Genomic DNA, 24,581 nt, shown 5'->3' on the forward strand with positions numbered 1-24,581 from the left:
TGAAATGAAAAAAATACCAATTTTATTAATTAGATTTTATCAAAAGAATATTTCACCATATTGGGGTTCAGGTTGTTGTAAATACTATCCTACTTGTTCCCAATATGCATTACAGGCTTATGAGAAATATGGAATAATAAAGGGAACATTCTTAGCAGTTTGGAGAATTTTAAGATGTAATCCCTTTAGTAAAGGCGGCTACGATCCATTAAAATAATAATTTAGGAGTAAAGATGACGAAATTTTTAAGCTCTATAATTGGAAAGATATTAGAATTTATATATCATACAGTTTCCAATATAGGAGTAGAACCAAAGTCAATATCTTATTTTGCAATATCCTTATTAATATTGACGCTTATTTACAAATTGGCAATGTTGCCGGTAACATTGTCAAATGCTAAAATGACCAAAATCAATGCTGAATTGCAGCCGGCAATGAAGAAGCTAGAAAAGAAATATAAACATGACCCACAGCTTTACCAACAAAAGGTAATGGAACTACAAAAGGAAATGGGTTTTAGTCCCTTTGCTTCATGTTTACCTATGATAGTTCAGCTTATTATTATCTGGGCTTTGTTCCCTGTAATGAGAGAACCAATGAAATACACAGGACTTTCAGAAACAATTGCAACAAATTTTTTTTGGATTCCGGATTTAACAGCTGCAGATCCAACTATAATTTTACCATTATTAATGGCCGGTTCTCAAATGCTTTACAGTATTTTACTTACACCAAGTACTAAGAAAAGTGAAGATGGCCAACAGGATCCAATGCAGTCAATGAACTTTATGATGAAGTATGGTATGCCAATAATGTTTTTCTTCTTTGCAAGAAGTTATCAAGCAGGTTTGGCACTATATTGGACAGCAGGTAATGTTATTGAAATTGCCATTAGATTAGTTCTTAAACTAGTAAATAAAGAGGAAGAAGTTGTTGAAGAGGTTCCAAAGAAGAAAAAATCTTCAAGTAAAGAAAAAATTTCAGAGGGACAGGCTTCAAAGAAAAAAGCTAATAAAAAGAAGGGAGCCTAAATGAAATCAACGGTAAAAGTTGCAAAGACAGTTGAAGAAGCAGTTAATTTAGCTATAAAGGAACTTAACTGTACAAAGGAAGAAGCAATTGTTGAAATTTTAGAGGAGCCAAAAAGCGGTTTTTTTGGTTTAATAGGTTCTAAAGATGCCGTAGTAAAGGTATCCTGTGAAGAAAATATTGAAGAGTTACTTAATGAAGTTGTTTCCAATAATTTTTCTACTAAGGAAGAAGAAAAAGAAGAAGTTATAGTAGAAGAAACTAGTAGTATAGTAGAAGAGGAAATTATCGTAGAAAAAACTTCAAAAAAAGAAACTAAAGTAGAGGATTCTATCCAAGAGGATATAGAAATAGATAGTTTAACTAAAGAGGAAATCAAGGTTAAAACTAAGGAATTTTTAAGGGATATAGTTTCAAAAATGGGTATTAAGGCCAATATTGAAACATTTAACGATGAAAACTTTACAAGATTTAATATTATTCCTGAAAATGAAGGAGATATTGGAATTGTTATTGGTAAAAGAGGAGAAACGCTAGATGCTATTCAGTATTTAGTTAATCTAGTAGCTAATAGAAATTCCAAAGAATATATGAGAATATCTGTAGATTCTAATAACTACAGAGAAAAAAGAGTTAAATCTTTAGAATCATTAGCAGTAAAAATGGCTAATAAGGCTAAAAAGTACAATAGAAATATGAAATTGGAGCCAATGAATCCATATGAAAGAAGAATAATACATTCTGCTTTACAAAATGTTTCTGGGGTATATACTGTTAGTGAAGGTGATGAGCCTTATAGAAGAGTAATAATAAAAATTAAGAGAAAGAAAAAATAAAGTCTGCATTTGCAGGCTTTATTTCTTTTAGAATGTAGTATAAATGCTTAAATATATTAGCATTAAGGTATGTTATAATTAAAAAGAATATTAGGAGGGTTATTATGGAACATACCATAGCTGCAATATCGACTGCTACTGGAGAAGCAGGAATAGGAATTGTAAGAATGAGTGGTTTAACGAGTTTTGAAATAGGTAAAAAAATTTTTAAACCAATTAAAAAAATAGATGATAAAGATTTAGAAAATAGAACTTTAAGATACGGCCATATTTATGATGACGATAAGTTAATAGATGAAGTGTTAATTGCCTTTATGAAGGGACCAAACACCTATACTAGAGAGGATATTGTAGAAATATACACCCATGGTGGTATTATTTCCGTTAAAAAGGTTTTGGATTTAACCTTGAAAAATGGGGCGAAAATTGCTGAAAAGGGAGAATTTACAAAACGTGCCTTTCTAAATGGAAGACTGGATTTAAGTCAGGCGGAAGCTGTTATTGATATGATTAAAGCTAAAACCGACAAGGCTTATGAGGCTTCTATTAATCAACTGGAAGGTTCTTTAAAGAAGGATATTAAAAAATATAGGGATGGACTTTTAAATTTACTTGCCCATGTTGAATACTCCATTAATTTTACAGAAGACGGTCAAGAGGAATTGGACAATTCTGTAATAATTAAGGAAGGGGAGGAAATATTAGAAGGTCTTAAAAAACTATATAATTCCTCTAATAGAGGTAAAATCATAAGAGATGGTATTAATACAACTATTATTGGTAAACCAAATGTTGGAAAATCTTCTCTTTTAAATAATTTGGCCAAGGTAAACAAGGCAATTGTAACAGATATACCCGGCACTACAAGGGATATTATTGAAGAGTATATAGACATAGACGGTGTTGCTTTAAAAATAAGCGATACTGCTGGAATTAGGGATACAGACGATATTGTTGAAAAAATTGGAGTAGACAGATCTTTAGACTTTGCACAAAGTGCAGACTTAATTATTGCAATTTTCGACTTATCTAAAAAATTAGATGAAGAGGATAAAATTGTACTGGATTTATTAAAGGGAAGAAAGGCAATAGTCCTTTTAAATAAAGATGATTTAGAAAGTAAACTGGATATTGACAGTTTAAATATAGATGAAAATATACCTGTTATTAGAATTTCCATTAAAAATAACAAGGGTATAGACAAATTAGAAGAAACAATTTCAAAAATGTTTTTACAAGGAGAAATAATATCAAGTAATGAAACTCTAGTAACTAATATTAGACACCAAGATATTTTAGGAAGGGCAATTAATCATTTGGAATCATCTTTAAATGATATGAAATTAGATGTTCCTATTGACTGTGTAGAAGTGGACTTAAGGGATTCTTGGGAAATATTAGGAGAAATAACAGGAGAAACTATAGAGGATGATGTACTTGATAAAATATTTAAAGATTTTTGTATTGGAAAATAAGGAGAAATATGGAAGTTATTAAATATAAGGAAGAAGCTGTTGATGTAGTTGTCATAGGTGCCGGACATGCAGGTTGTGAAGCAGCTTTAGCAACAAGTAGAATGGGATTAAAAACCGTAATATTAACTATGAGCCTAGACTCTATTGCAGACTTGCCATGTAACCCTAATATAGGGGGAACAGGAAAAGGTCACTTAGTAAGGGAAGTTGATGCTCTAGGTGGTGAAATGGCCTTAATTATAGACAAATCCTTTATTCAGTCTAGAATGTTAAATACATCAAAAGGTCCGGCAGTTCATTCTTTAAGGGTACAGGCAGACAAGCCTAAGTACCATATGGAAATGAAAAAGGTTATTGAAAATCAAGAGAATTTAGATTTAGTTGAAGCTGAAGTTACAAAAATAAATGTAGAAAACAAGCAGGTTACAAGTATAGAGACTATGTCCGGTGCTATTTATGAGACTAAGGCAGTTATTGTAGCAACGGGAACCTATTTAAAGGGACTAATTCTTATGGGAGAATTACAATACGAGTCCGGTCCCCATGGTTTAAAGGCGGCAACCCATCTATCCCAATCCTTAGAGGATTTAGGAATAGAATTAAGAAGATTTAAAACAGGTACGCCAGCAAGAGTTCATAGGGATAGTTTAGACTATACCGTAATGGAAGAACAAAAAGGTGATGATGAAATAGTACCTTTCTCATTTATGAACTTTGGTAAAAAATTTGATATTAAACAAGAGCTTTGTTATTTAACCTATACGACTTTAGAAACTAAGAAGATAATAGAGGCTAATTTAGAAAGAAGTCCAATGTATGCTGGAATTGTTAAAGGGGTAGGACCAAGATATTGCCCATCTATAGAAGATAAGGTTGTAAGATTTAATGAAAGAGATGAGCATCAGGTATTTGTAGAGCCAGAGGGAATAAATACTAAGGAAATGTATATTCAAGGAGTAAGTTCCACCCTACCTGAAGAAATACAAAAGCAAATGTATAAGACTATAATAGGTTTTGAAAATGTTAAGTTTATGCGTTCAGCCTATGGAATAGAATATGATTGTATAGATCCGACAATATTAAAAAGAACCTTGGAGCATAATGAAATAAATGGGCTTTATTTTGCCGGTCAAATAAATGGTTCCTCCGGTTATGAAGAAGCGGCTGGCCAAGGTTTAGTAGCGGGAATTAATGCTACAATGAAAATAAAGGGAAGAGAGCCTTTTATACTAGATAGGTCCGATGCCTACATTGGTGTTTTAATTGATGATTTAGTAACCAAAGGAACTAATGAGCCTTATAGGATGATGACCTCCCGTGCTGAATACAGACTTACCTTAAGACAGGACAATGCCGATTTAAGACTTACTGAAAAAGGCTATGAAATAGGTCTTGTAACAGAAGAAAGAATGGAAAAAACAAGAAGGAAAAAAGAAAGTATCTATGGGGAGTTAGATAGGTTAAAGAAAATACAGGTAAATCCTACAGAAGAAAATAATAAAAAATTAGTAGAACTTGGTTCCGGACCAATGAAGTCCTCCCATACACTTTATGATTTAATAAAAAGACCGGAATTAACCTATGAAGCCCTAATTGTTTTTGATGAAAACAGACCAGAACTTTTAAGGGAAGTTAGAATGCAAGTAGAAACCCATATTAAATATGAGGGCTATATTGCTAAACAAAAACATCAAATAGAACAGTTTAAAAAATTAGAAAGAAAGAAAATAGACTTTATAGAAGATTATTCACAAGTTAAGGGACTTTCTAACGAGGCTATACAAAAACTAAATCAAATTAAGCCAGATTCATTAGGTCAAGCCAGTAGAATTAGTGGTGTTAGTCCGGCAGATATAAATGTTATATTAATATATTTAGAAACAAGAAAAAGGAAGAACAATGAGTAAATTAGAAGAATTATTAGTAAAAAATGAATTTAACCTAGAAGAAAAACAATTGGATAATTTCGAAAAATATAGAGAGTTACTAGTTGAAACTAACAAGGTTTTAAACCTAACCTCTATAACAGAGGAAAGAGAAGTTAATTACAAACATTTTTTAGATTCTATTCTTCCTTTAAAGTATATTGATATAAAAGAAAATTCTTCCTTAATAGATATAGGAACTGGAGCAGGACTACCGGGCCTACCAATTAAATTTATCCGTAAGGACCTTAATATTGTTTTAATGGATTCCTTAAATAAGAGAATTAAATTTTTAGATAGGGTTATAGGAGAATTAGAGCTTCAAAAAATAGAAGCAATTCATGGTAGAGCAGAAGAAATGGGAAGAAATGGAAAATATAGGGAAAAATATGACTATGCTATTTCAAGAGCTGTTTCCAGGCTTAATACCCTAGTAGAATATGCCCTACCTTTTGTAAAAGTCGGTGGATATTTTATATCTATGAAGGGGCCATCAGGTCATGAAGAATATGAAGAAGCAAAAAATGCTATAGAAACCCTTGGTGGAAAGTTGGAAAAAATTATTGATTATAATTTAGACTACGAGGACTCTGAAAGAACATTAATAGTAATTAAGAAGATAAAAAATACAAATAAAAAATATCCTAGAGCTGGTGGAAAACCAAAATCTAAACCCTTATAAAGAAAGCACTTAAATAATTAAGTGCTTTTTTGCAGTTTTTAGACTTTCCTTTTCTAAAAGATAGAACAATAAAGGAAGTACTGGAGAATAAATAATAGTAAGAATCCACAATTTTATTGGGTATAAACAATTCAAAATGGTAAGTAATAAAGAATAGAGATAATTATTATAGAGGATAATTAAAAGAAGGGGTCTAAAATGTATTATCAGGAAGATTGGCTATTAAGACAGATAAATTCAGTTATAAATACACTAGCAGTTCTGTTTACAGGGAAGAAACTTACATCTGAATCTGTAAAAAATATAGAATCACAAATTTCTTATAGTGAATATTATAAAAAAATATTTAAATTAGTAGAAATTGGTCAAATACATAAGGCAGAAGATATGATATTTTCTCTTATTGAAAATATAGAAAAAGAAAACCAGTCAGAAATTTTACTTGTTACATTATTATTTTATTATAATCTTAATGAAATGTCAGATGAAGAATTAGTAAAAAAGAATTTTTCAAGGAATGAAATAATGGAAGGAATCGAGTCGATAAAAAAATTATTTATTTAATTTAGTAGGAAAATTATTTAGAAAAGCAAGCCACTTACATTTTGTAAGTGGTTTCACCCTCTTAAATCGGCAATTAACCTGTCTGTGTATATAAATAAGTCCATAGCATCAAGTATTGATGTTACACAAATATCTGAAATATTTACTATTTTCCCATAGGCCCCTTCTTTACCGATTATTCCAATGGAAAGAGCTGCAACTTCTAGCATTTCCATGTCATTTCTGCCATTTCCAATACAGGCACAAGAATTAGGATTTAATTTTAATACTATATCCTTTTTAGAAGCAGATGCCTTGTCTCCTTTAAAGGTATGAATTTTTACCGGTAGGTTTTCACAAATTTTTTCCACTGTTCCATAAGTATCGGAAGTTAGTATATAAATTTCATAATTCTTTGAAAGCTCTATTAATTTATTTTTTGTAGAGCTATCGATTTTTCCATTAACAGCTAAAGTGCCATTATAGTCAAATATTATTTTATCTATATTTAAATTTTTATAGCCTGGTATATTTATTTTCATAATCCACCTTTAATTATTTTTTCTATATATTTCCTTGTAGCTTACTTTACGATTAATTATTTTTGACTCCATTAAACTAATATAATTTATATTTGTAGAAAATTTTGAATTTAAGATTGGTTTTACCTTAGAAGGGAGAACTACTTTTCTTGCTAAAGTAATATGGGGAGAAAAGGGTTTGGATTCCAGTTTAAAACTTTCCCTTAATAATTTTTCGTATAAACTATTTTGTAAACTTAAAAGCTCCTTGTTTTCTTCTAAACCAAGCCAGTAAATATCACCATTTCTACGTTTGAATTTCCCTATTTTATCAAATACTAGGTTTAAGTTATTAAACTTAAGACTATCCATTATATTTTTTATAGTTGGAAGTCTTTTTTCTTCAACTTCTCCTAAAAAAATCAAGGTTAAATGGATATTTTCTATTTTCGTAGGAGAACCTTTAGAATATAATTCTACTAAATTTTTTTGGACCTTAAGAATTCTTTCTTTAGTTTCCTTATTAAAATTAATTGCAATAAATAGTCTCATAATATTCCTTTCAATTTTTTATATTATATCATAGAAAAAAACCATTGTTGATTTTTTCAACAATGGTTTAAATATCTAGGAATAATTTAGGATTTACAAAGTTTGAGCCTATGGAAGCTGCTATTGAAAAAGATAATATAGCCTTATTAGACTCCTTATCCCCCTTTATATTTCCAATAATATCTGTATCTGTTACTTTATCTCCTACATTAATATATACATTATCTAAATTTGAATAATGGGATAATAGTCCATTTTCATGTTGGATAACTATATATTTTCCATTACTATTATCTTCTGAAACCTTAACAACCTCTCCTCTATTTATAGAGTACACATAGGTGTTATAAGGAACTTCAAGATCTAACCCTTTAAATTTATTTTCTGTAATACTTGTATTAAAGTCATTTAATACTTTAAATTCAGTTGATACAGGTGATTTGAAATTTTCTTTATAGTATTCACTTCTTAAAATAATTGTTTTGTCTTTTCTTAAGAACTTATTCTCATCTTTGATTTCTGGATTAAATTCTTTTAATTCCTCTAAGGAAATACCTGTTTTTTCGCTGATTGTAAGTAAATTTTCCTTATTTTTTTCTTTAACAGTATAGCTAACTGGATAATCGAAGGAAGCTAAATTATAATCTTCAATTAACTTATTAAGCTTATTGGCATATTGGCTATCTGTTGCATACCTTCCAGTTAAAGCAGCTGTTGCTTCTTGGTAAGTACTAGCATTTGATTTCCAAGCACCTGAATAATAATTTTCATCAAAATCAGAGCCTTTAAGTAATAAATCTGCATAATCCTCCATTGATTCTTTAAAAGAAGGATAAATTCTAAAACTATCTACAATATCTACTCTTCCACCATAGTCTTCCCATGTTTGGAAATCTGAAGAATTTCCATTATATTCTCCTTTTATGCCAAATAGATTATTATTTGGATTTTGAGATAGTCCACTTTTACCAAAACCAGATTCTAAACAAGCCTGAGCAATCATAACAGAAGCGTAAATATTATTTTCTTGACCTATTCTACGAGCTTCTTTTCCAAGTATATTTATAAATTGTTCAGCTGTATATTCTGATTTTTCAATATTTTGTTCAATGTTTTTTGCATTATTAGCAAAGTTTTCTTCACTATTTTCTGCACTAGAAACAACAGGCGTAAAGAAAATAGCTGATGCTAATAATAACGCCGTAATTTTTTTGTTCATAAATTCCCCCAAATCTTTTACAAGTTGATAGTATACCATAGAATTAAAATAAATAAAAGGAAAATAGGCTTTTATAGGATTTTTATAGTAAAGTGTTAATATTTTATAAAAAATAACAAAACTGTAATAAAGACAATTATTTACTTTATTGCAGTTTTAAATTTAAATTTAATATCTGCTAGATTATTTTTTCAAAAGCTATAAAGTAAATAATTCTTTAGTCTATAATTTATAAAAACTTTATTAAATTGTTAAATAATAATTTATTTATTTCAAAACTTAAAATGATATAATATACTTTGATGGTGTTAAGGGGTAATTATGAAAAGAGAAAATTTAAATTTAAAAATTCTTAATGCTTTTATAGATAACGGAGAATTTAAGTTTGCAAGAAATTATATTAGAGATAATTTAAATCTTTCTGACGAAGAGGCCTTAAAGTATTTACATAAATATATTAATGAAAACAATATAAGTATTAATAGGGGTAAATCTATCAAAGATATTAATATAGGCTATGAAAAAATAGTATTTTACTCCCTAGTAGTAGGATTAATATTTATTTTTATTTTTTCCCTTACTATTTATTTAATATATAGTATGGGTAATAGTATTAATATGCTTTTTCTCACCTTATTAATCTTATTGAATTTAATATGCCTTCTTTATTTTAGTATATTGATTTTAGATATATTAAAGGGAAATACTACAGTTATAGAAGGAAAATACAAAAGTATTAAAACCAATTCAAGATTTTCAGCTAATTATATTGTAAAGTTTGATAGTGGTGAAATAGTAGTTGTTTCTGCTAGTATTTATGAGATACTTAAGGACTACAATAGTTGCAAAATAGAAAGATTTAAATACAGCAAAAAAATTAAAAGTATAAAAAATATTAAATATTAAGGAGAATAATATGATACATGGTTTTAAATTAATTGAAGAAGAATATATTAAAGATGTAGATTCCAATATTAAGATATTTGAACATGAACAATCTGGTGCCCGATTAATGGCAATGGAAAATGATGACAATAACAAGGTTTTTGGTATAGGTTTTAGAACACCACCAGATAATTCTACAGGAGTAGCTCATATTTTAGAACATTCTGTTTTAAATGGCTCAAGAAAATTTAAAACAAGAGAACCTTTTATGGATTTATTAAAAAGTTCCTTACAGACTTTTTTAAATGCAATGACATTTTCTGACAAAACTATTTATCCTGTAGCAAGTAGAAATAATAAAGATTTCCATAATTTAATGGATGTTTATTTAGATGCTGTTTTCTTCCCTAGGGTGAAAACTAAAAAAGAAATATTTTTACAAGAAGGCTGGCACTATGAAATAAACAGTAAAGAAGAAGATATTAATTATAAAGGTGTAGTTTATAACGAAATGAAAGGTGCCTATTCTTCACCAGATGCAATAATGTACTATGAATTTGCCAAGGGACTTTTCCCAGATTCTATATATGGAAACGAATCTGGTGGTAATCCTTACAATATTCCTGAATTAAGCTATGAAGAATTTATAGATTTTTATAATAAATACTACCATCCTGTAAATTCCTATATATTCTTATATGGAAAAATGGACTTAGAAGAACAGTTGAAATTTATTAATGATGAATATTTAAGTAATTTCAATAAAATAGAATTGGATTCCTCTATTAAAATACAGAAGGAATTTGAAAAACCAAGAAAAATTGAAGTTGAGTATTCTATAGCATCAGACGAAGATCCAAAAAATAAGGACATTTTAATTTATGGTGTAAGAAGTGGTAAAAAATCCAATATTTTAGAAGCCTATACAAATGAAATACTACGTTCAGTTTTATTTTCCAATGACGGCTCTCCACTTAAATTGGCCTTATTAAAAGAGGGAATTGGTGAAGATATAGATGATCCTTCTACTGATGGCTTAGAACTTGGACTTGGTATTACAGCAATTAATACTTCTAAGGAAAAAGTAGAAGATTTTACAAAGATGATAGAAGAAGAATTAAAGAAAATAATCGACAAGGGAATCGATAAGGAGCAATTAGAAGCTGCCTTAAATAGAATGGAATATAATTTAAGAGAAAATGGTAATTTTCCAACTAAGGGAATAATATATTTCATTTCTTCCTTAGATACTTGGCTTTATGACGAAGATCCTACAATTCAATTTAAGTATGAAGATGTATTAAAAGAATTAAGGGAAAATATTAAAACCGATTATTATGAAAAATTTGTTGAAACAAATATTTTAAATAACAACAATAAAGTAATTATTTCACTAGAAGCAAGTCCTGGATTAAATGCTAAAAAAGATGTGGAAGTTGCAAAAAAATTAAAGGAATACAAGGAAAGTCTATCAGAAGAGGAATTAAATAATTTAATTGAAGAAAACAAGGCTCTTGGAGAGTTTCAAAATAGAGAAGACACACAAGAGGAAAAAGATACAATTCCTTCCTTAAAATTATCGGATATAGATTCAAATGTATTAGAAATACCTTCAATTGAAGAAAAGAAGGACAACTACACTATTTTATATCATCCATTATTTACAGGAAAAATCAACTATATAGATTTGGTTTTCGATTTAGAATTTATAAAGGAAGAAGAAATAAAGTATCTAGCCTTATTATGTGATTTATTAACTATGGTTGATACGAAAAACTATCCTTATACTGATTTAGATACTAGAATTTTCCTAGATACCGGTGGAATTAATGTTACAGCTTCTACAATCTATAATTTTAGAAAAGAAGGTGGATACTTTAAAAAATTAATGGTTTCAAGTAAGGCTACTGTTGATAAAACGGAAAAGATGTTTAATTTAATTGAGGAGATTATCTTTAATTCTAAATTCGATAATATAAAGAGAATTAAAGAAATATTACAAATAATTAAATTGAAGTTTGAATCCGACATAGTAGAAAATGGTCACCAATACGGTATTAACCTAACTAATAGTTACTATTCACAACAGGGAAAATACAATGAAAACCTTAATGGAATAACTTACTATGACTTTATTGTTGACTTGGAGAAAAACTTAGAAGAAAAATTCGACTCCTTACAGGAAGAATTAAAATCCATTAGTGGAAAAGTATTTAACAGTAATAATATGATTTTTAATATTACTACAGATGAGGAAGAAAAGGACAAGGTAATACACTTAAGTGAAAATTTAATTTCTAAATTATCTAAAGAAGAATTGGAAAAACATGATTTAGTATTTAACTTAGAAAAGAAAAATGAAGGAATAATGACCTCCTCAAATGTTAACTATGTAATTAAATCATATAATTTAAAAGAAATAGGTTATGAATACAAGGGTAGTCATGTAGTTTTATCTAATATTCTTTCAAGTTCCTACCTATATAATAATATTAGGGCACAAGGCGGAGCTTATGGAACTGGAATGGGAGTTAACAACTCGGGGAATATATTCTTCTATTCCTACAGAGATCCTAATATAAAAAATACAATTGATGTGTATAATAAAACAGGAGAATTTTTAAGGAATTTAGAATTAGACAACACTGAATTAACACAATTTATTATTGGTTCAGTAACTAAATTTGACCCTCCAGCAACAAATCCTACAAAGGGTAAGGTAGCTTTAACCATGTATATTTCAGGACAAACCTCCGATGATTTAAGAAAGAATCTAGAAGAAGCCCTTAATACTAATTTAGACGAATTAAAAGAATTTGCAAAAGATATTGATTATGCAATGGAAAAAAATTATATGGCAACAATTGGAAATACAGAACAAATAAAAGAAAACAAGGAATTGTTTGGAGAAATAAGACAATTGAAGAAATAAAGAAAGAACTACACCTAAAATTAATTTTAGGTGTAGTTTTATATAGGAAGAATCTTTAAATTTTTGTACATTTTCAATTTTAGAGTAATTATTTTTTCCTCTTCATTCCTACTTCAAAGTCCTTTAAATAATTGAATTTGAATTTAGAATAGAGTTTGTCAGCAGGTTTATTTGCAATTAAGGAAATATAACATTCCTCATTACAATTTTCCTCAAAATACCTATTAATTTTCGTCATTATTAGTTTCCCAAGGCCTTTTCCTTGATGGGATTTGTCTACCATAATATCGGAAACAACATAGGTTATTCCACCATCGCCAACAATTCGTCCAAAGCCTATTAGTTTATTATTATCGTAGATAGATACAATAAAGAGAGAATTTTCCAAGGCTATTTCTGTAGGTTCAAGGTTTTTTTCTCCACCGATTCCGGAACTTTTTCTTAAATTATTATATGCCCTAGGACTAGGTTTAGTAAATAGTATTTCCATATTCCCCTCTAAAATTGTAAGGCCATTAAAATAGCATCTCCATAGCCATCTTCATATTTAAAATAGTTTTCAAAAAATCCTATTTCTTCAAATCCAAATCTTTCGTAGAGGCTAATAGCTGCGTAATTATCCGACTTTACTTCAAGTTCTACTATTTCAATATATTCGTTATTTACAGCATAGGAAAGAAGAGCATCAATTATTTCCCTACCAATACCCTTGTTCCAATAATCCCTTCTTACAGAAACTCCTAAGGAAACCCTATGACCCATAGGAGAATCAAGGTTATTGCCCTTTAAATTTCCCATTCCAATTATTTCGTTATTTAATTTTGCTACTAACATTATACTTGTAGGACTATGGTTATAGGAGTCAATTATTAACTCTTCATCTTTTACACTTAAGTCCCTTACTTGCTTAGAAGTTATAGTTAGGTTGTTACTTTCTTCTGTAATTATTTTTAAGTATTCAATTAAATCCTTAGCATCTTCTAATTTTACTCTATCAATTATATAATTCATTGGAACACCTTCTTTTATTTTATTAGGAATATTTTATAATAAAAAATTACTTTTTAAAAGAAAAGCACTTTGTACTAACAAAGCGCTTAAAAATACTTATAAATTCATTTTATTTATATAATCTATAAAAATAGCAAAGTTTTTATTTAAAGAACCTGCCTTATCTTCCATTAACATATTATTTTCTACACTATCTTGTACTTTTGGAAAATAAACCTCTACTCCCGGTACTACAACTGCCTTATGTCCATTGGACCTTAATATTTGTCTTAGATGACCTTGGGCTCTAATAGTTCCCCAATGGCCCATAGAACCTCCTGTTATCATAACAGGTTTATTAATAAATACCCTTTTCTTTCTGGAACACCAGTCAAGGTAATTCTTTAAAACTGAAGGAACAGAGTAGTTATTTTCTGGTGTAACTATTATTATTCCATCAGCCCATTCAACATCCTCCCTAGCCTTGTCAACAATAGGCCAGTCCTCTTTTTCTATATCTTCAGAAAACATTGGTATTGTAGCAATATCGGCCTGTCTAAAGGTATAGTCGCCCTTATACTTTTCCATAATATAATTAGCAATCATTTGATTGTAGGAGCCTTTTCTTGTACTACCAACTACAAGTAAAATATTCATAAAACCTCCTTTTAATTACAACTAAAACAATAACCATTGTCAGGTTTAATATAGTCAATAAAATTTATAAATGCAGTATTTAAGGATTCGACCTTATCATCTAATAATTTTCCATCCTTAATCCTGTCTTGAATTGCATTAATATATACTTCTGTATTTGGTACAGCTATTGCCTTAACACCAGGAGAAAGCAAGGCTTGTCTTAAATGACTTTGAGCCATTACCGTTCCTAAATGCCCTAAAGTTGCACCAGTTACCATTGTTGGTTTTCCCTCAAGAACATGTTCTACCCTAGAGCACCAGTCTATAAAGTTTTTCATTAAAACAGACATTGTAAAATTATGCTCAGGAGTTAACAATAAAACACCGTCAGCCCAATTAACATCTTCTCTTAACTTAGTTACAGAAGGAAAGTCCTCTTTTTCAATATCTTCAGAGTAAACAGGTAATGATTTTAAATCAGCTTGTTTAAAATCTATAGTATCACCGTATCTATCTTTTAAATAATCAGCTATTAGTTGGTTGTAGGAACCCTTCCTACTACTGCCAACAACTAATAGTATTTTTACTTTTTCATCTTTATTTATATTAAACATCTTCTACCTCTCTTATTATTTTTAACATTTATTAAATTATTTTTCTTTAGAAAATTTAGCAAACCTTTTAGTATTTACATCATGGACTACTTCATTTGATTTTTGTTTTAAAATATAGTTATTATAGTTAACTTATTCACATATGTTTTATACCCCTAGTTAGTAATAACAAACATATTGCTACAAATAAAAAAAAGCTAGTGTAATCACTAGGCTGCTAAAATCTTAAATTGTAAAACCTTCAGCTTCTACCCTTAACTTATATAAATATTGTATCCACTCAGGTTCTTTTTCTATTGAATTTTTAATTTTTTTAATACTGTTTTTTTCCAGATTATTATTTAATAATAATAATATTTTTTCTAAAGAACTAGAGGAATTAATTTTATAATTAGTATTTTTTCTAGAATATTTTTTAATAAATTCCTGTAAATTCAGTTCTTTGGATATAAATTCCTCAGTGATTTTTTCATTATCGGCATAAACTGTAACCCTGATTAAATTGTCATTCTCTAAATCACGAGAAAACTCATATTTAATCCTACCATTTAGAGAATGACATATTAAATCCACTTCTAATTGTTTTTTAATTTTATTTAAATTTTCTATCATATATTTCCTTTCTATAGATTTAATTAATATTTAATAATTTTAAAATTATTAATAATATAACAAAGGGAACCATAATTATTAAAGTTAATTTAAAAGCTTTCATAATATACTCCTTTCCTTGTTAAATAGCCTCCCTTTTCTTTACTATATTATCTCTAAATTTCTTTAAATCTATATTATAACTATGTAAAATTTGCATTAAAAAAATCGGTAATAAATACCGACTTTAAAAAATAAAATTAAATATAGAGAAGAAAGAAATTCCAAAAACAAGCATGACCAACCAAAAGAATATATGTCCTACTATTCCTACTATTCCAGTAACAATTCCAGCAGTTGCAAAACCATTACCTTCTTCACCAGAATATTTTATTTCATCTTTAGCTATAAATCCAAGAACTATTGCAATAATTCCTACAATAAAGGTAATATCAAATAGTAATGATACAATTCCAAGAACCATAGAAATAGTTGCTTTAGTATTTGTTCCTCCTTGATTATTCATATACATTCCTCATTTCACTTAATAATATATTAATTATACCAAAGAAATCAACTATATTTAATATAAAAAAGAACTGGATTTCTCCAGTTCATCTTCTATAAATCATCTTCTATTATAGAGCTTTTTGCATAAGCTGTTACTTTACCTTCAAAGAAGTCTGTTTTTACTTTATTAGGGTCTGAATATTCACTTACCCACTTCATAGATTCCGGTTCGTTTTCAAAGCCAGGATAAATAACTCCAAAACCTAATCCTGTTGAGCGTAAATTACCAAGGTATTTAATATATTCTTCTATCATTTTCATATTAATTCCTTGAATATTGTCCCCTAGAACATATTGTCCCCAGGCAATTTCCTCTTCTACTCCCTGCTTAATCATGTTTTTAAACATTTCTATATTTTCAGGAGTAAATATTTCAGGTTCTTCTTTTTTTAATTCCAATAGTATGGATCTAAATAACCATAGGTGAGTATTTTCATCTCTATTAATATATCTTATTTCCTGAACGGTTCCCGGCATTTTTCCAATTCTTCCAAGGCTGTAGAAGAACATAAATCCAGAATAGAAGTATATACCTTCAAGTATATAATTTGCTACCATGGTTTTTACTAGGGCAATTTTTGACTTATTGTCTAAAAATTCATTATATGAATCACCTATGAATTTATTTCTTGCCAGTAGGTGAGGGTCGTCTCTCCATTGGTATAATATTTCAGATCTTTCTTCAGGTGAGCAAATAGTATCTAGTATATAGCCGTAACTTTGGCTGTGGACAGCTTCTTGAAAGGCCTGTATAGTTAAACATAAGTTAACTTCGTTTGCTGTTATATATTCCCCTACATTGGGAAGGTTAGCTGTTTGAATACTGTCTAGGAAAACAAGGAAAGAAAGGGTTTTGTCATAAGCTCTTCTTTCATGTTCATCTAACTTTCTGTAATCCTTAATATCTTGAGTAAGGTTTATTTCCTCAGGAATCCAGAAATTATTCATAGCCTGTCTATACCAATCGGAAGTCCAAGTATATTTTATATTGTTAAAATCATTAAGATTAGTGGTATTTCCATTTATCATTCTTCTTTTACTAAGTTCAATGTCTCCATTTTCATTAAAGAGACCTTTTCTTTTTAAATCTGCCATTATTTCCTCCTATGCTGAACAAGAATCACATTCTTTTACTTCTAAAGACTTACTTCTTACATAATATATGGTTTTAACCCCTTCTTCCCAAGCCTTAATATAGAGGTTTAAAATCATACGCATTGTAAAATCTGTTGTTATATAAAGATTAATAGACTGACCTTGGTCAATATGTCTTTGTCTTACACCGGCTGCTTTTACTACTAGACTTTGGTCAATGTCGTGGGCATTTTCATAGGTCCAAAAAGTGTGAGGATTTAGTCCCGGTGCAACTCTTGGAACTATGGAACCTTTCTTTTCCTCTAGGAAATATCTGTTCATAACAGGGTCTACTGCAGCAGTAGTTCCGGCTATAATAGATGTTGAACCTGTAGGAGCAACAGCCATTATATAACCATTTCTAAGTCCATATTTCCCTATATTAGCTTCCAGTTTTTTCCATCTTTCAGATGTGTAGGACCTTTTTGAAAAATAATCCCCTGTTTGCCAGTCGGAGCCTTCAAAATATTCATAGGAATTTTTTTCCTTAGCTATTTTCATACTAGCTTCTACTGCATAGTAATTTATATTTTCATATAATTCATTGGCAAACTCTATGTGTTTATCAATATCGGACCACATTATTCCCTCTTTTACTAAGGCATGGTGGTAACCGGAAGTTCCTAGTCCAATGGAACGATACTTTTTATTTGTTATTTTAGCATAGGGAACAGGATAATAATTTAAATCTATAACATTGTCCAGTCCCCTTACAGCTGTTTCAACAACGTATTGTAATTCATTTTGATTGTTTATATCTATATTTCCAAGGACTAAAGAAGCTAAATTACACACTACAAAATCACCGGCTTTTGTTTTTGTTACAACAATAGTGTCGCCATTTTCATCTTTTATTTCCTGAGAGACTGTTTCTATTTCACTCATATTTTGTAAAATTTCCGTACAGAGATTTGAGGAATAAATAATCCCCTTATGTTTATTTGGATTCATTTTATTTACAGTATCTCTGTTAAAGGCAAAAGGAGTTCCTGTTTCCGATAGGGATTTAATAACAAGTCTTATTAAATCCTTAACAGATATTATCCTTTTATCTATATTTGGATCATTTACACAGTCCCAATATTTTTCTTCCCATTCCTCACCATAGGAATCCTCTAAAGACCAACCTTTAACAGTCATTATTTCGTGAGGGTCCATTAAGTACCAATTAGCATTAATATCGTCCTTAGCTAATTTCCAGAATAAATCCGGATAGCAGACAGCAGGAAAAACATCATGGGCCTTTAACCTGTCATCACCACTATTGGTACGAAGTTGTAAAAATTCAGGTATATCCTTATGCCAAACATCTAAATAAACTGCAACAGAGCCTTGTCTAACTCCTAGTTGGTCTACAGCAACTGCAGTGTCATTTGCCAGCTTAATCCAACGAATAACACCGCCGGCTACACCTTTGAAACCTCTAATATCTGAACCTGTAGCCCTAACTTTTCCAAAATACATTCCCATACCGCCACCGTGTTTTGAAACTTGGGCAAAATTATCAATAGAACGATAAATCCCCGTAAGGCTGTCAGGTACTGTGTCAATAAAACATGAACTTAGTTGGTGGAATGGCTTTCTAGCATTACTCATAGTAGGTGTAGCTACAGTAACTTGTAATTTACTGTATATATCATAAAATCTTTTAGCCCATTTAATTTTATTTTCACCTTCCGGTATAGCTAAGTGCATTGCTATTCCCATAAACATCTCTTGAGGTGTTTCCATAATTTTATTATCGTGAGTTTTTATTAAGTATCTTTTAGAGATTAATTCAATAGAACTATAGGTAAATAACCTGTCCCTTGAATTATTCATATATTTGTCAAGAAGGTCTATTTCTTCATTAGTATAATTTTCTCTTATATATTTTCCGTATAGTCCTTCTTCTTCTAAAAATTTTATTTTTCCCTTAAAATCGTGAATATCATATCTTATACATTCTTCTTCAATGGAAATATTTAAATCATAGCAAAAAAATCTGGCAGAAATATATTCCCAATCCGGTGCTTCTTTACTGGTTAATTCCGAAGAAGCCCTAATTAAAACCTTTAAATAATCCTTGTTATTCATTCCGGACTTAACAAAGGAGGTAAATTTTATATATAATTGTTCAATTTCATATCTTGTTCTATCATAATCGTCTTGAATACTTTTTATTATTTCTAAAATATTTTGATCTGTAATATAATCTTCAAACTGCTCAATGACCTTTCTGTCCATACTATGTTGAGCCCTATAAAGAATATAGCTTTTAACAACAGCATAATGATTATGGTCAATTAAAGTTAACTCTACTAAATCTTGAATTTCCTCTACAGTGGGAATATGTCCCTTAGGATATTTTGTTTTAAGAGTATTTTCCACAATATTTGCCATTGTTTCCAATTCTTCTCGAGAAATAGTTTTATTTACAGAATTAAAGGCTTTTTCCATAGCACGAATTATTTTTTCAATATCAAATTCTACATGGGTGCCATCTCTTTTTATTATTTCCATTCTTTTCTCCTAACTAATTAAAATACACTATATATAGTACCATATTTAAAGCTTCACAAAACATCTTGTACTTTCAAATATTAGTAAAAATTTTATAAAATAAAAAAATATTTTTAAACCAATGACTAAATTTCAAGTTTTAAAAAAATAAAACATAGTAATATTCTTCCATAATCTATTTTATAACAATTATATAAATTATAAAAATTTTTTCATTTTCAGATAAAACAATAAATATTTATTGACTTACGATAAATAATTGTTATACTATAATAAAAGAGAGGAAGTATAAAATAAAAAGAATTTATTACTTAATGTCAAAATAAAGGAGAAGATAAATGGAATATAAGAAATATACGAGAATTTTACAAATAGTCTCAACAATATTATGTTTAGCAATACTTTTTGTTTTGTTTAAAGTTGTTCCGGATATTGGTCTTGAAATTATTGGAGATGATAAAGAATTTTATTATGCTTTTTATCCTTGGTTAATTATAATTTGCCTAGAAGGTTTACCAATAGTTTTATGTGGTTTAATATGTATAAGAATATATGAAAATATTGGTAATAATCGTATATTTGTTAGAGAAAATATCAAAGCTATTAAATTAATAGATAAAATATTGCTTGTATTAATGGTATTTATAGTTATAGCAAATATATTTGCATTAATATTATTAGAACATCATCCAGGCTTATTATTAATTCACTTAATATATTTAATAGTACTTTTCTTAATTCATATATGTATTAAACTTTTATTAAAAATATATACAAATGCAGTGGAATTAAAAGAAGACCAGGACTTAACGGTATAGGTGATAATATGATAAGAGTTAATATAGATGTAATGTTAGCAAAGAGGAAGATGTCCGTAACGGAACTTTCTGAAAGGGTAGGAATTACTATGGCAAATATATCCATTTTAAAAAATGGTAAGGCCAAGGCCTTCCGCTTTGAAACTATGGATAAAATCTGTAAGGCCTTAGACTGTCAGCCAGGGGATATTTTAGAATATATTCCCGATGAAGAATAGGAGCAAATATGACTATTAAAGATATTTTGAAAAACAGTTTTTCAGATTTAAAATATACAATTTTAAGATTTCCCCTGGCTATATTATCGGGAATACTTCTTACTATTGTAACGATTTATGGCAATTTCCAAGAGGAGATTACCTACAGATACACAGTTTTACTAGCTGTTTTTACTGTGGGAATATTTCTCTTTATTTTTATATCCCTGCTAAATAGTTTTCTACAGACGGTTTTCAACAAGACATATTATAAGTATTTAACTAATTTACTAGGAATAGTAATACTTATAGTGTTGTATTATTTTGGGAAAAATAGTAACTTAAATTCCCAAGTCTACCCTAGTATATTTCTTATAGATTTATTATATATAACGAAGAAATTTGGAACTATAGTATATGGACTAATAGTCTTTTTTATTATTTCATCCTTATATGTAGAAAAGCTAAATAATCCAAAGGGAACGGATATTTATATCTATAAGATTATAAGGGCAATAGGAATATCTGTAATATTTTCTATAGTTATACTAGTTGGTACACAACTAATACTCTATGCTTTATCTACCTTGTTTTTTGACTTTATAGACTATAGGTATTTTATGTCCAATATTAATTTAATTATGATTTTAGTTAACTTAATAGTATTTTTGTCTAATTATCCAAAGGCAAGTATATACGAAGATTATATTGTGCCTAAGTTTTTTAAAAAGCTATTAATTAATATAGTAGTTGTATTATTAATAATATTTGGTTTAATCCTATATATTTATTTTGCAATGATTTTAATTCAAAGGAATATTTTAGTAAGGCAAATTGCATATTTAGTAATTGTTTATGGCGGTTTTACCATTGGAACCTTAATCCTTTTAAATATAGTAGAGGATAGTAAATTTAAAAGGACCTATATGAAAATAGCACCAATATCCATAATTCCACTATTGGGAATGTTGTTTTACTCAATGGGAGGAAGAATAAAAAATTACGGTATAACAGAAAATAGATATTTTGTAGTTTTAATAGGATTGTGGCTACTATTTTCATCTGTTTATTTTATTATTAACAAATATAAAAATAACCTACCTGTTTTAATGGTGTTTTCCCTACTTACTCTAATTGGAACTGTTGGACCATTAAGTGCCTATAATGTTTCTAGTAGAAGCCAAAAAAATAGGCTGGAATATTACTTAAATAAAAATAATATGTTAAAGGATGGAAAGCTAGTTCCAAATAGTGATGTTTCCAAGGAAGATAAACTTGAAATAACAAATATTTTAGAATATTTTATTTATAGTAAAGATGAAAAAGAATTACCTTATATTGCAGAAATTGGCGATGATTTTACGCTAGATACAAGTAAGTATTTAGGTTTTGATTTCTATTACTCCTATGAATATGAAATGGGGGAAAATCCGGAACCGGAAACCGGAATAGGAATAAGCTACCAGCCAGATAAAATACAAGTGGACAATATTAATGACTATAATCATATGGACTTACAGACGGTTTTTAACAATAGTATTATTGGAGATTATACTTTTATTGTTAAAGATGATAATTTGGAAATTCATAAAAATAAAGAGGTAGAAGCTATTTCCTTTGAAGAAATAAATGAGAAAATCAATACAAGTATTTCATCCTTAGATTTTGAATTGGAATTTTCAGATGGGAAAATAAAAATATTATTTTATATGATAAATGCCTCATCAAATGACCCTGAAAGCTTTATGGCAACCTTATTATTATTTAAAGATTAAGTAGAAAAATACCGGCCTTAAATTATAGATCGGTATTTTTAATTTATCTAACTAAAACATATAAATAAAAATATATAAATAGTTTTAATTTGACAGTGTAAAATATTAGCAATATAGTAGTAGTAATATATTTTTTGAGGTGTAAGATGTTTTGGGTATTTATTAATGCAATAGGAATTGCTATTGCCGGTACTTTTGGTATGATTTTAAATAAGTTTATTTCAAAAAAACAAGGGGAGTCCCTTATTTTAATATTGGGTTTGTTAATAATAGTAATGGGAATTCAGGGAGCTTTGGAAATTAATAGTATGTTATTAATGTTGGTTTCTTTAACTATAGGTACATTTATTGGAACGACCTTAAAAATGCATGACCGAACTGAAAATTTAGCCAATAAATTTTCCTCTGCCAATGTTAATAGCGATATTATAAAAAACGCAATTACTATAATTATTATTCAATGTTCAGGCTCCTTAAGTATATTAGCAGCAATGAATATGAGTTTAAAAGGAGACCCTAGTTTACTACAGTTTAAGACTATATTGGATTCAGTTAGTGGTTTAATTTTTGCCTCTGTTTATGGTGTGTCAATTTACATTGCAGCCTTTGCCCTGTTTATCTACCAAGGCTCAATTTATTTACTAACAAATATTTTAGGAAATTTCTTAACTCCGGAAGTTATAAACGAGTTTTCAGCAATAGGTTCTGTTCTTTTAATAGGAATGGGACTGGGGCTAATGAAAATTAAGGATTTCAAAACCTTGGACTACCTGCCGGCTATGTTTATTCCAATAGTATGGTATGGAGTACAAAGTCTATTTGGATTTATATTTTAAAAAGCTACTCTCAAGTAAGAGAATAGCTTTTTCTTATTTATTGTATTCAAGAATACTTTTGTAGCTTATATATAAAAATATGGCAATTATTATTACTGCATATAGGATTAAGAGCCAAGTTTTATTATAGGTTAAGTAAAATACAAGTAAAACATTAGGAATAATAATTAAAAAATTGTATGGTTTTTTATCCTTAATTTTAAACTTATATTTTTTATACAAATATTTTTCCATTATAAAATTGGAAGAAAAAAGAATAGCCAGTAAAACTAGGACCATAATTATATTAGAGTAAATATTATTATAAATATATAGCAAGCTTGCTAGTAATATTATTAATATAATATTAAACAAGACATAGAAAACATGAGCCTTTGAGTATTTTAAACTTTTCTTCATTTAGTTATTCTCCCTTTATTCAGATTTGTTTTTAATTAAGAAAAATATCCTATCTATTTTCTAGCCAGTCTTAAATGAGGGTATTGTTTATGAATATACCCTGTAATTCAATATAGGAAACTAACAAAACTGTTAGTTTAGAATAGTTTACATGATTTATAATTATAGTTAGGGAGGAAAGATTATGAGTAATAAAAATAAAAGAATTATAGGGACGATTTGTTTTATAATTCCAGCATTATATTATTTTACACTTGCAATATCGGAAATGGTATTTAATATTGATGTTTATGATACCTGGCTTAAAAATATTTATGTTGGAAAACATATAAATATAATTATTACGGCACCTTATATATTATATGCATTATTTTTTGTTTTTATATTTACATACAATAAATTCCTTATGAGATGGATATTTTATATTATGTTGGTAATTAATGCTTTTTATCAAATGGTTGTTATTATGGGAATGACTACAGCAAAGGATTCTTTATATTTTGTTCCCCATATAATAATAAACATATTGTTAATTTACTACAGTGCCCACAAAGGCTATAAGAAGGAAATGGAAAATTGAAATATATTTTATAATATACTATTTGCCTAATATATACTAAAATATAGTAAAGGCATAAATTCTATTGTACAAGGAGAAAAAATGGAAAAGAAACAATATATTTGTGAAAAATGCGGTAACGAGCATTATATTTCCGACCAGTTTCAAGCTACCGGTGGAAATTTTGCAAAGATTTTTGATGTTCAAAACAAGAAGTTTATAACTGTTAGCTGTTCCAGATGTGGTTATACAGAGCTTTACAGGGCAGAAACATCAGACGGTTGGAATATTTTAGACTTTTTAATAGGAAATTAAAAATATATATAATTCTAAAATTTAAAAGAAGTGGCTATTT

At 28.6% G+C, this 24,581-nt stretch carries 27 protein-coding genes; 15 read left to right on the forward strand and 12 right to left on the reverse strand.

The features are described from left to right. Window positions 1-4 precede the first annotated feature (4 nt). The 7 genes from yidD (at window position 5) to WAO56_RS06625 (ending at window position 6,514) form a co-directional block, all read left to right on the forward strand. Entirely contained in the window at window positions 5-217 is a 213-nt protein-coding gene (gene yidD / locus WAO56_RS06595) for a membrane protein insertion efficiency factor YidD (protein ID WP_422143233.1), read from the forward strand. Window positions 218-233: 16 nt separating this feature from the next. After that, window positions 234-1,034, forward strand: a complete 801-nt coding sequence (locus tag WAO56_RS06600) for a YidC/Oxa1 family membrane protein insertase (protein WP_422143232.1) — start codon at window positions 234-236, stop codon at window positions 1,032-1,034. Next, the gene (gene jag / locus WAO56_RS06605; protein ID WP_422143231.1) at window positions 1,035-1,868 is read left to right on the forward strand and encodes an RNA-binding cell elongation regulator Jag/EloR; all 834 of its coding nucleotides are present in this window, start codon (window positions 1,035-1,037) and stop codon (window positions 1,866-1,868) included. It abuts the gene before it with no gap. A 104-nt stretch (window positions 1,869-1,972) separates the two neighbouring features. Then, entirely contained in the window at window positions 1,973-3,343 is a 1,371-nt protein-coding gene (mnmE, locus tag WAO56_RS06610) for a tRNA uridine-5-carboxymethylaminomethyl(34) synthesis GTPase MnmE (RefSeq protein WP_422143230.1), read from the forward strand. Window positions 3,344-3,351: 8 nt separating this feature from the next. After that, the gene (gene mnmG, locus WAO56_RS06615; RefSeq protein WP_422143229.1) at window positions 3,352-5,250 is read left to right on the forward strand and encodes a tRNA uridine-5-carboxymethylaminomethyl(34) synthesis enzyme MnmG; all 1,899 of its coding nucleotides are present in this window, start codon (window positions 3,352-3,354) and stop codon (window positions 5,248-5,250) included. After that, window positions 5,243-5,950: a 16S rRNA (guanine(527)-N(7))-methyltransferase RsmG gene (gene rsmG / locus WAO56_RS06620; RefSeq protein ID WP_422143228.1), complete on the forward strand. Its 708-nt coding sequence runs from the start codon at window positions 5,243-5,245 to the stop codon at window positions 5,948-5,950. The genes mnmG and rsmG overlap by 8 nt, the downstream gene beginning before the upstream one ends. A gap of 198 nt (window positions 5,951-6,148) precedes the next feature. After that, window positions 6,149-6,514, forward strand: a complete 366-nt coding sequence (locus tag WAO56_RS06625) for a DUF6483 family protein (RefSeq protein WP_422143227.1) — start codon at window positions 6,149-6,151, stop codon at window positions 6,512-6,514. A 53-nt stretch (window positions 6,515-6,567) separates the two neighbouring features. Here the strand turns inward: WAO56_RS06625 and WAO56_RS06630 are convergent, their stop codons facing one another. From WAO56_RS06630 to WAO56_RS06640, 3 genes are all read right to left on the reverse strand, one after another. After that, a complete protein-coding gene (locus WAO56_RS06630) occupies window positions 6,568-7,035 on the reverse strand; it encodes an HAD family hydrolase (RefSeq protein WP_422143226.1) in 468 nt (155 codons plus the stop codon). A 9-nt stretch (window positions 7,036-7,044) separates the two neighbouring features. Beyond that, complete coding sequence (gene thpR / locus WAO56_RS06635; protein WP_422143225.1) at window positions 7,045-7,566, reverse strand: RNA 2',3'-cyclic phosphodiesterase; 522 nt, start codon at window positions 7,564-7,566, stop codon at window positions 7,045-7,047. Between the two features lie 67 nt (window positions 7,567-7,633). Further along, window positions 7,634-8,785 (reverse strand): glucosaminidase domain-containing protein, encoded by a 1,152-nt coding sequence (locus WAO56_RS06640; protein WP_422143224.1) that lies wholly within the window; start codon window positions 8,783-8,785, stop codon window positions 7,634-7,636. Window positions 8,786-9,106: 321 nt separating this feature from the next. Here WAO56_RS06640 and WAO56_RS06645 point away from each other — a divergent pair, with 321 nt between their 5' ends. After that, window positions 9,107-9,691, forward strand: a complete 585-nt coding sequence (locus WAO56_RS06645; RefSeq protein WP_422143223.1) for a hypothetical protein — start codon at window positions 9,107-9,109, stop codon at window positions 9,689-9,691. Window positions 9,692-9,701: 10 nt separating this feature from the next. After that, window positions 9,702-12,602, forward strand: a complete 2,901-nt coding sequence (locus WAO56_RS06650; RefSeq protein ID WP_422143222.1) for an insulinase family protein — start codon at window positions 9,702-9,704, stop codon at window positions 12,600-12,602. Between the two features lie 88 nt (window positions 12,603-12,690). On the opposite strand, the gene WAO56_RS06655 is transcribed toward WAO56_RS06650, so the two are convergent. The 8 genes from WAO56_RS06655 to WAO56_RS06690 all read right to left on the reverse strand — a co-directional run bounded on the left by WAO56_RS06655 (window position 12,691) and on the right by WAO56_RS06690 (window position 19,642). After that, entirely contained in the window at window positions 12,691-13,092 is a 402-nt protein-coding gene (locus tag WAO56_RS06655; RefSeq protein WP_422143221.1) for a GNAT family N-acetyltransferase, read from the reverse strand. An 8-nt stretch (window positions 13,093-13,100) separates the two neighbouring features. Beyond that, a complete protein-coding gene (locus WAO56_RS06660) occupies window positions 13,101-13,613 on the reverse strand; it encodes a GNAT family N-acetyltransferase (RefSeq protein ID WP_422143220.1) in 513 nt (170 codons plus the stop codon). A 96-nt stretch (window positions 13,614-13,709) separates the two neighbouring features. Continuing rightward, window positions 13,710-14,249 (reverse strand): NADPH-dependent FMN reductase, encoded by a 540-nt coding sequence (locus WAO56_RS06665; RefSeq protein WP_422143219.1) that lies wholly within the window; start codon window positions 14,247-14,249, stop codon window positions 13,710-13,712. Between the two features lie 11 nt (window positions 14,250-14,260). Next, window positions 14,261-14,845 (reverse strand): NADPH-dependent FMN reductase, encoded by a 585-nt coding sequence (locus WAO56_RS06670; protein ID WP_422143218.1) that lies wholly within the window; start codon window positions 14,843-14,845, stop codon window positions 14,261-14,263. A gap of 225 nt (window positions 14,846-15,070) precedes the next feature. Further along, window positions 15,071-15,457, reverse strand: a complete 387-nt coding sequence (locus WAO56_RS06675) for a hypothetical protein (RefSeq protein WP_422143217.1) — start codon at window positions 15,455-15,457, stop codon at window positions 15,071-15,073. Window positions 15,458-15,683: 226 nt separating this feature from the next. Next, window positions 15,684-15,962, reverse strand: a complete 279-nt coding sequence (locus WAO56_RS06680) for a DUF4190 domain-containing protein (protein ID WP_422143216.1) — start codon at window positions 15,960-15,962, stop codon at window positions 15,684-15,686. Window positions 15,963-16,057: 95 nt separating this feature from the next. Further along, entirely contained in the window at window positions 16,058-17,101 is a 1,044-nt protein-coding gene (locus WAO56_RS06685; protein WP_422143215.1) for a ribonucleotide-diphosphate reductase subunit beta, read from the reverse strand. 9 nt (window positions 17,102-17,110) lie between these two features. Next, on the reverse strand, window positions 17,111-19,642 hold the full coding sequence (locus tag WAO56_RS06690) for a ribonucleoside-diphosphate reductase subunit alpha (RefSeq protein WP_422143214.1): 2,532 nt from the start codon (window positions 19,640-19,642) through the stop codon (window positions 17,111-17,113). Between the two features lie 338 nt (window positions 19,643-19,980). On the opposite strand from WAO56_RS06690, the gene WAO56_RS06695 reads away from it, so the two are divergent. The 4 genes from WAO56_RS06695 (at window position 19,981) to WAO56_RS06710 (ending at window position 23,268) form a co-directional block, all read left to right on the forward strand. Then, window positions 19,981-20,460, forward strand: a complete 480-nt coding sequence (locus tag WAO56_RS06695; RefSeq protein WP_422143213.1) for a DUF2975 domain-containing protein — start codon at window positions 19,981-19,983, stop codon at window positions 20,458-20,460. Window positions 20,461-20,492: 32 nt separating this feature from the next. Then, window positions 20,493-20,678 carry a helix-turn-helix domain-containing protein gene (locus tag WAO56_RS06700; RefSeq protein ID WP_422143385.1) on the forward strand — a complete coding sequence of 62 codons (186 nt, stop codon included), beginning with the start codon at window positions 20,493-20,495 and terminating at the stop codon, window positions 20,676-20,678. 8 nt (window positions 20,679-20,686) lie between these two features. Beyond that, window positions 20,687-22,432 (forward strand): DUF4153 domain-containing protein, encoded by a 1,746-nt coding sequence (locus tag WAO56_RS06705; protein WP_422146301.1) that lies wholly within the window; start codon window positions 20,687-20,689, stop codon window positions 22,430-22,432. A gap of 146 nt (window positions 22,433-22,578) precedes the next feature. Next, window positions 22,579-23,268: a DUF554 domain-containing protein gene (locus WAO56_RS06710; RefSeq protein ID WP_422143210.1), complete on the forward strand. Its 690-nt coding sequence runs from the start codon at window positions 22,579-22,581 to the stop codon at window positions 23,266-23,268. Window positions 23,269-23,301: 33 nt separating this feature from the next. Here WAO56_RS06710 and WAO56_RS06715 read toward each other — a convergent pair whose 3' ends face one another. Next, complete coding sequence (locus WAO56_RS06715) at window positions 23,302-23,667, reverse strand: hypothetical protein (RefSeq protein ID WP_422146302.1); 366 nt, start codon at window positions 23,665-23,667, stop codon at window positions 23,302-23,304. A 184-nt stretch (window positions 23,668-23,851) separates the two neighbouring features. On the opposite strand from WAO56_RS06715, the gene WAO56_RS06720 reads away from it, so the two are divergent. Together WAO56_RS06720 and WAO56_RS06725 are read left to right on the forward strand one after the other, a co-directional pair. Then, the gene (locus WAO56_RS06720; protein ID WP_422143209.1) at window positions 23,852-24,247 is read left to right on the forward strand and encodes a hypothetical protein; all 396 of its coding nucleotides are present in this window, start codon (window positions 23,852-23,854) and stop codon (window positions 24,245-24,247) included. Between the two features lie 81 nt (window positions 24,248-24,328). Beyond that, window positions 24,329-24,541, forward strand: a complete 213-nt coding sequence (locus tag WAO56_RS06725) for a zinc ribbon domain-containing protein (protein WP_422143208.1) — start codon at window positions 24,329-24,331, stop codon at window positions 24,539-24,541. Window positions 24,542-24,581: the final 40 nt, after the last annotated feature.

This window comes from Miniphocaeibacter sp. (genome assembly GCF_049276255.1).
Classification (GTDB): domain Bacteria; phylum Bacillota; class Clostridia; order Tissierellales; family Peptoniphilaceae; genus Miniphocaeibacter.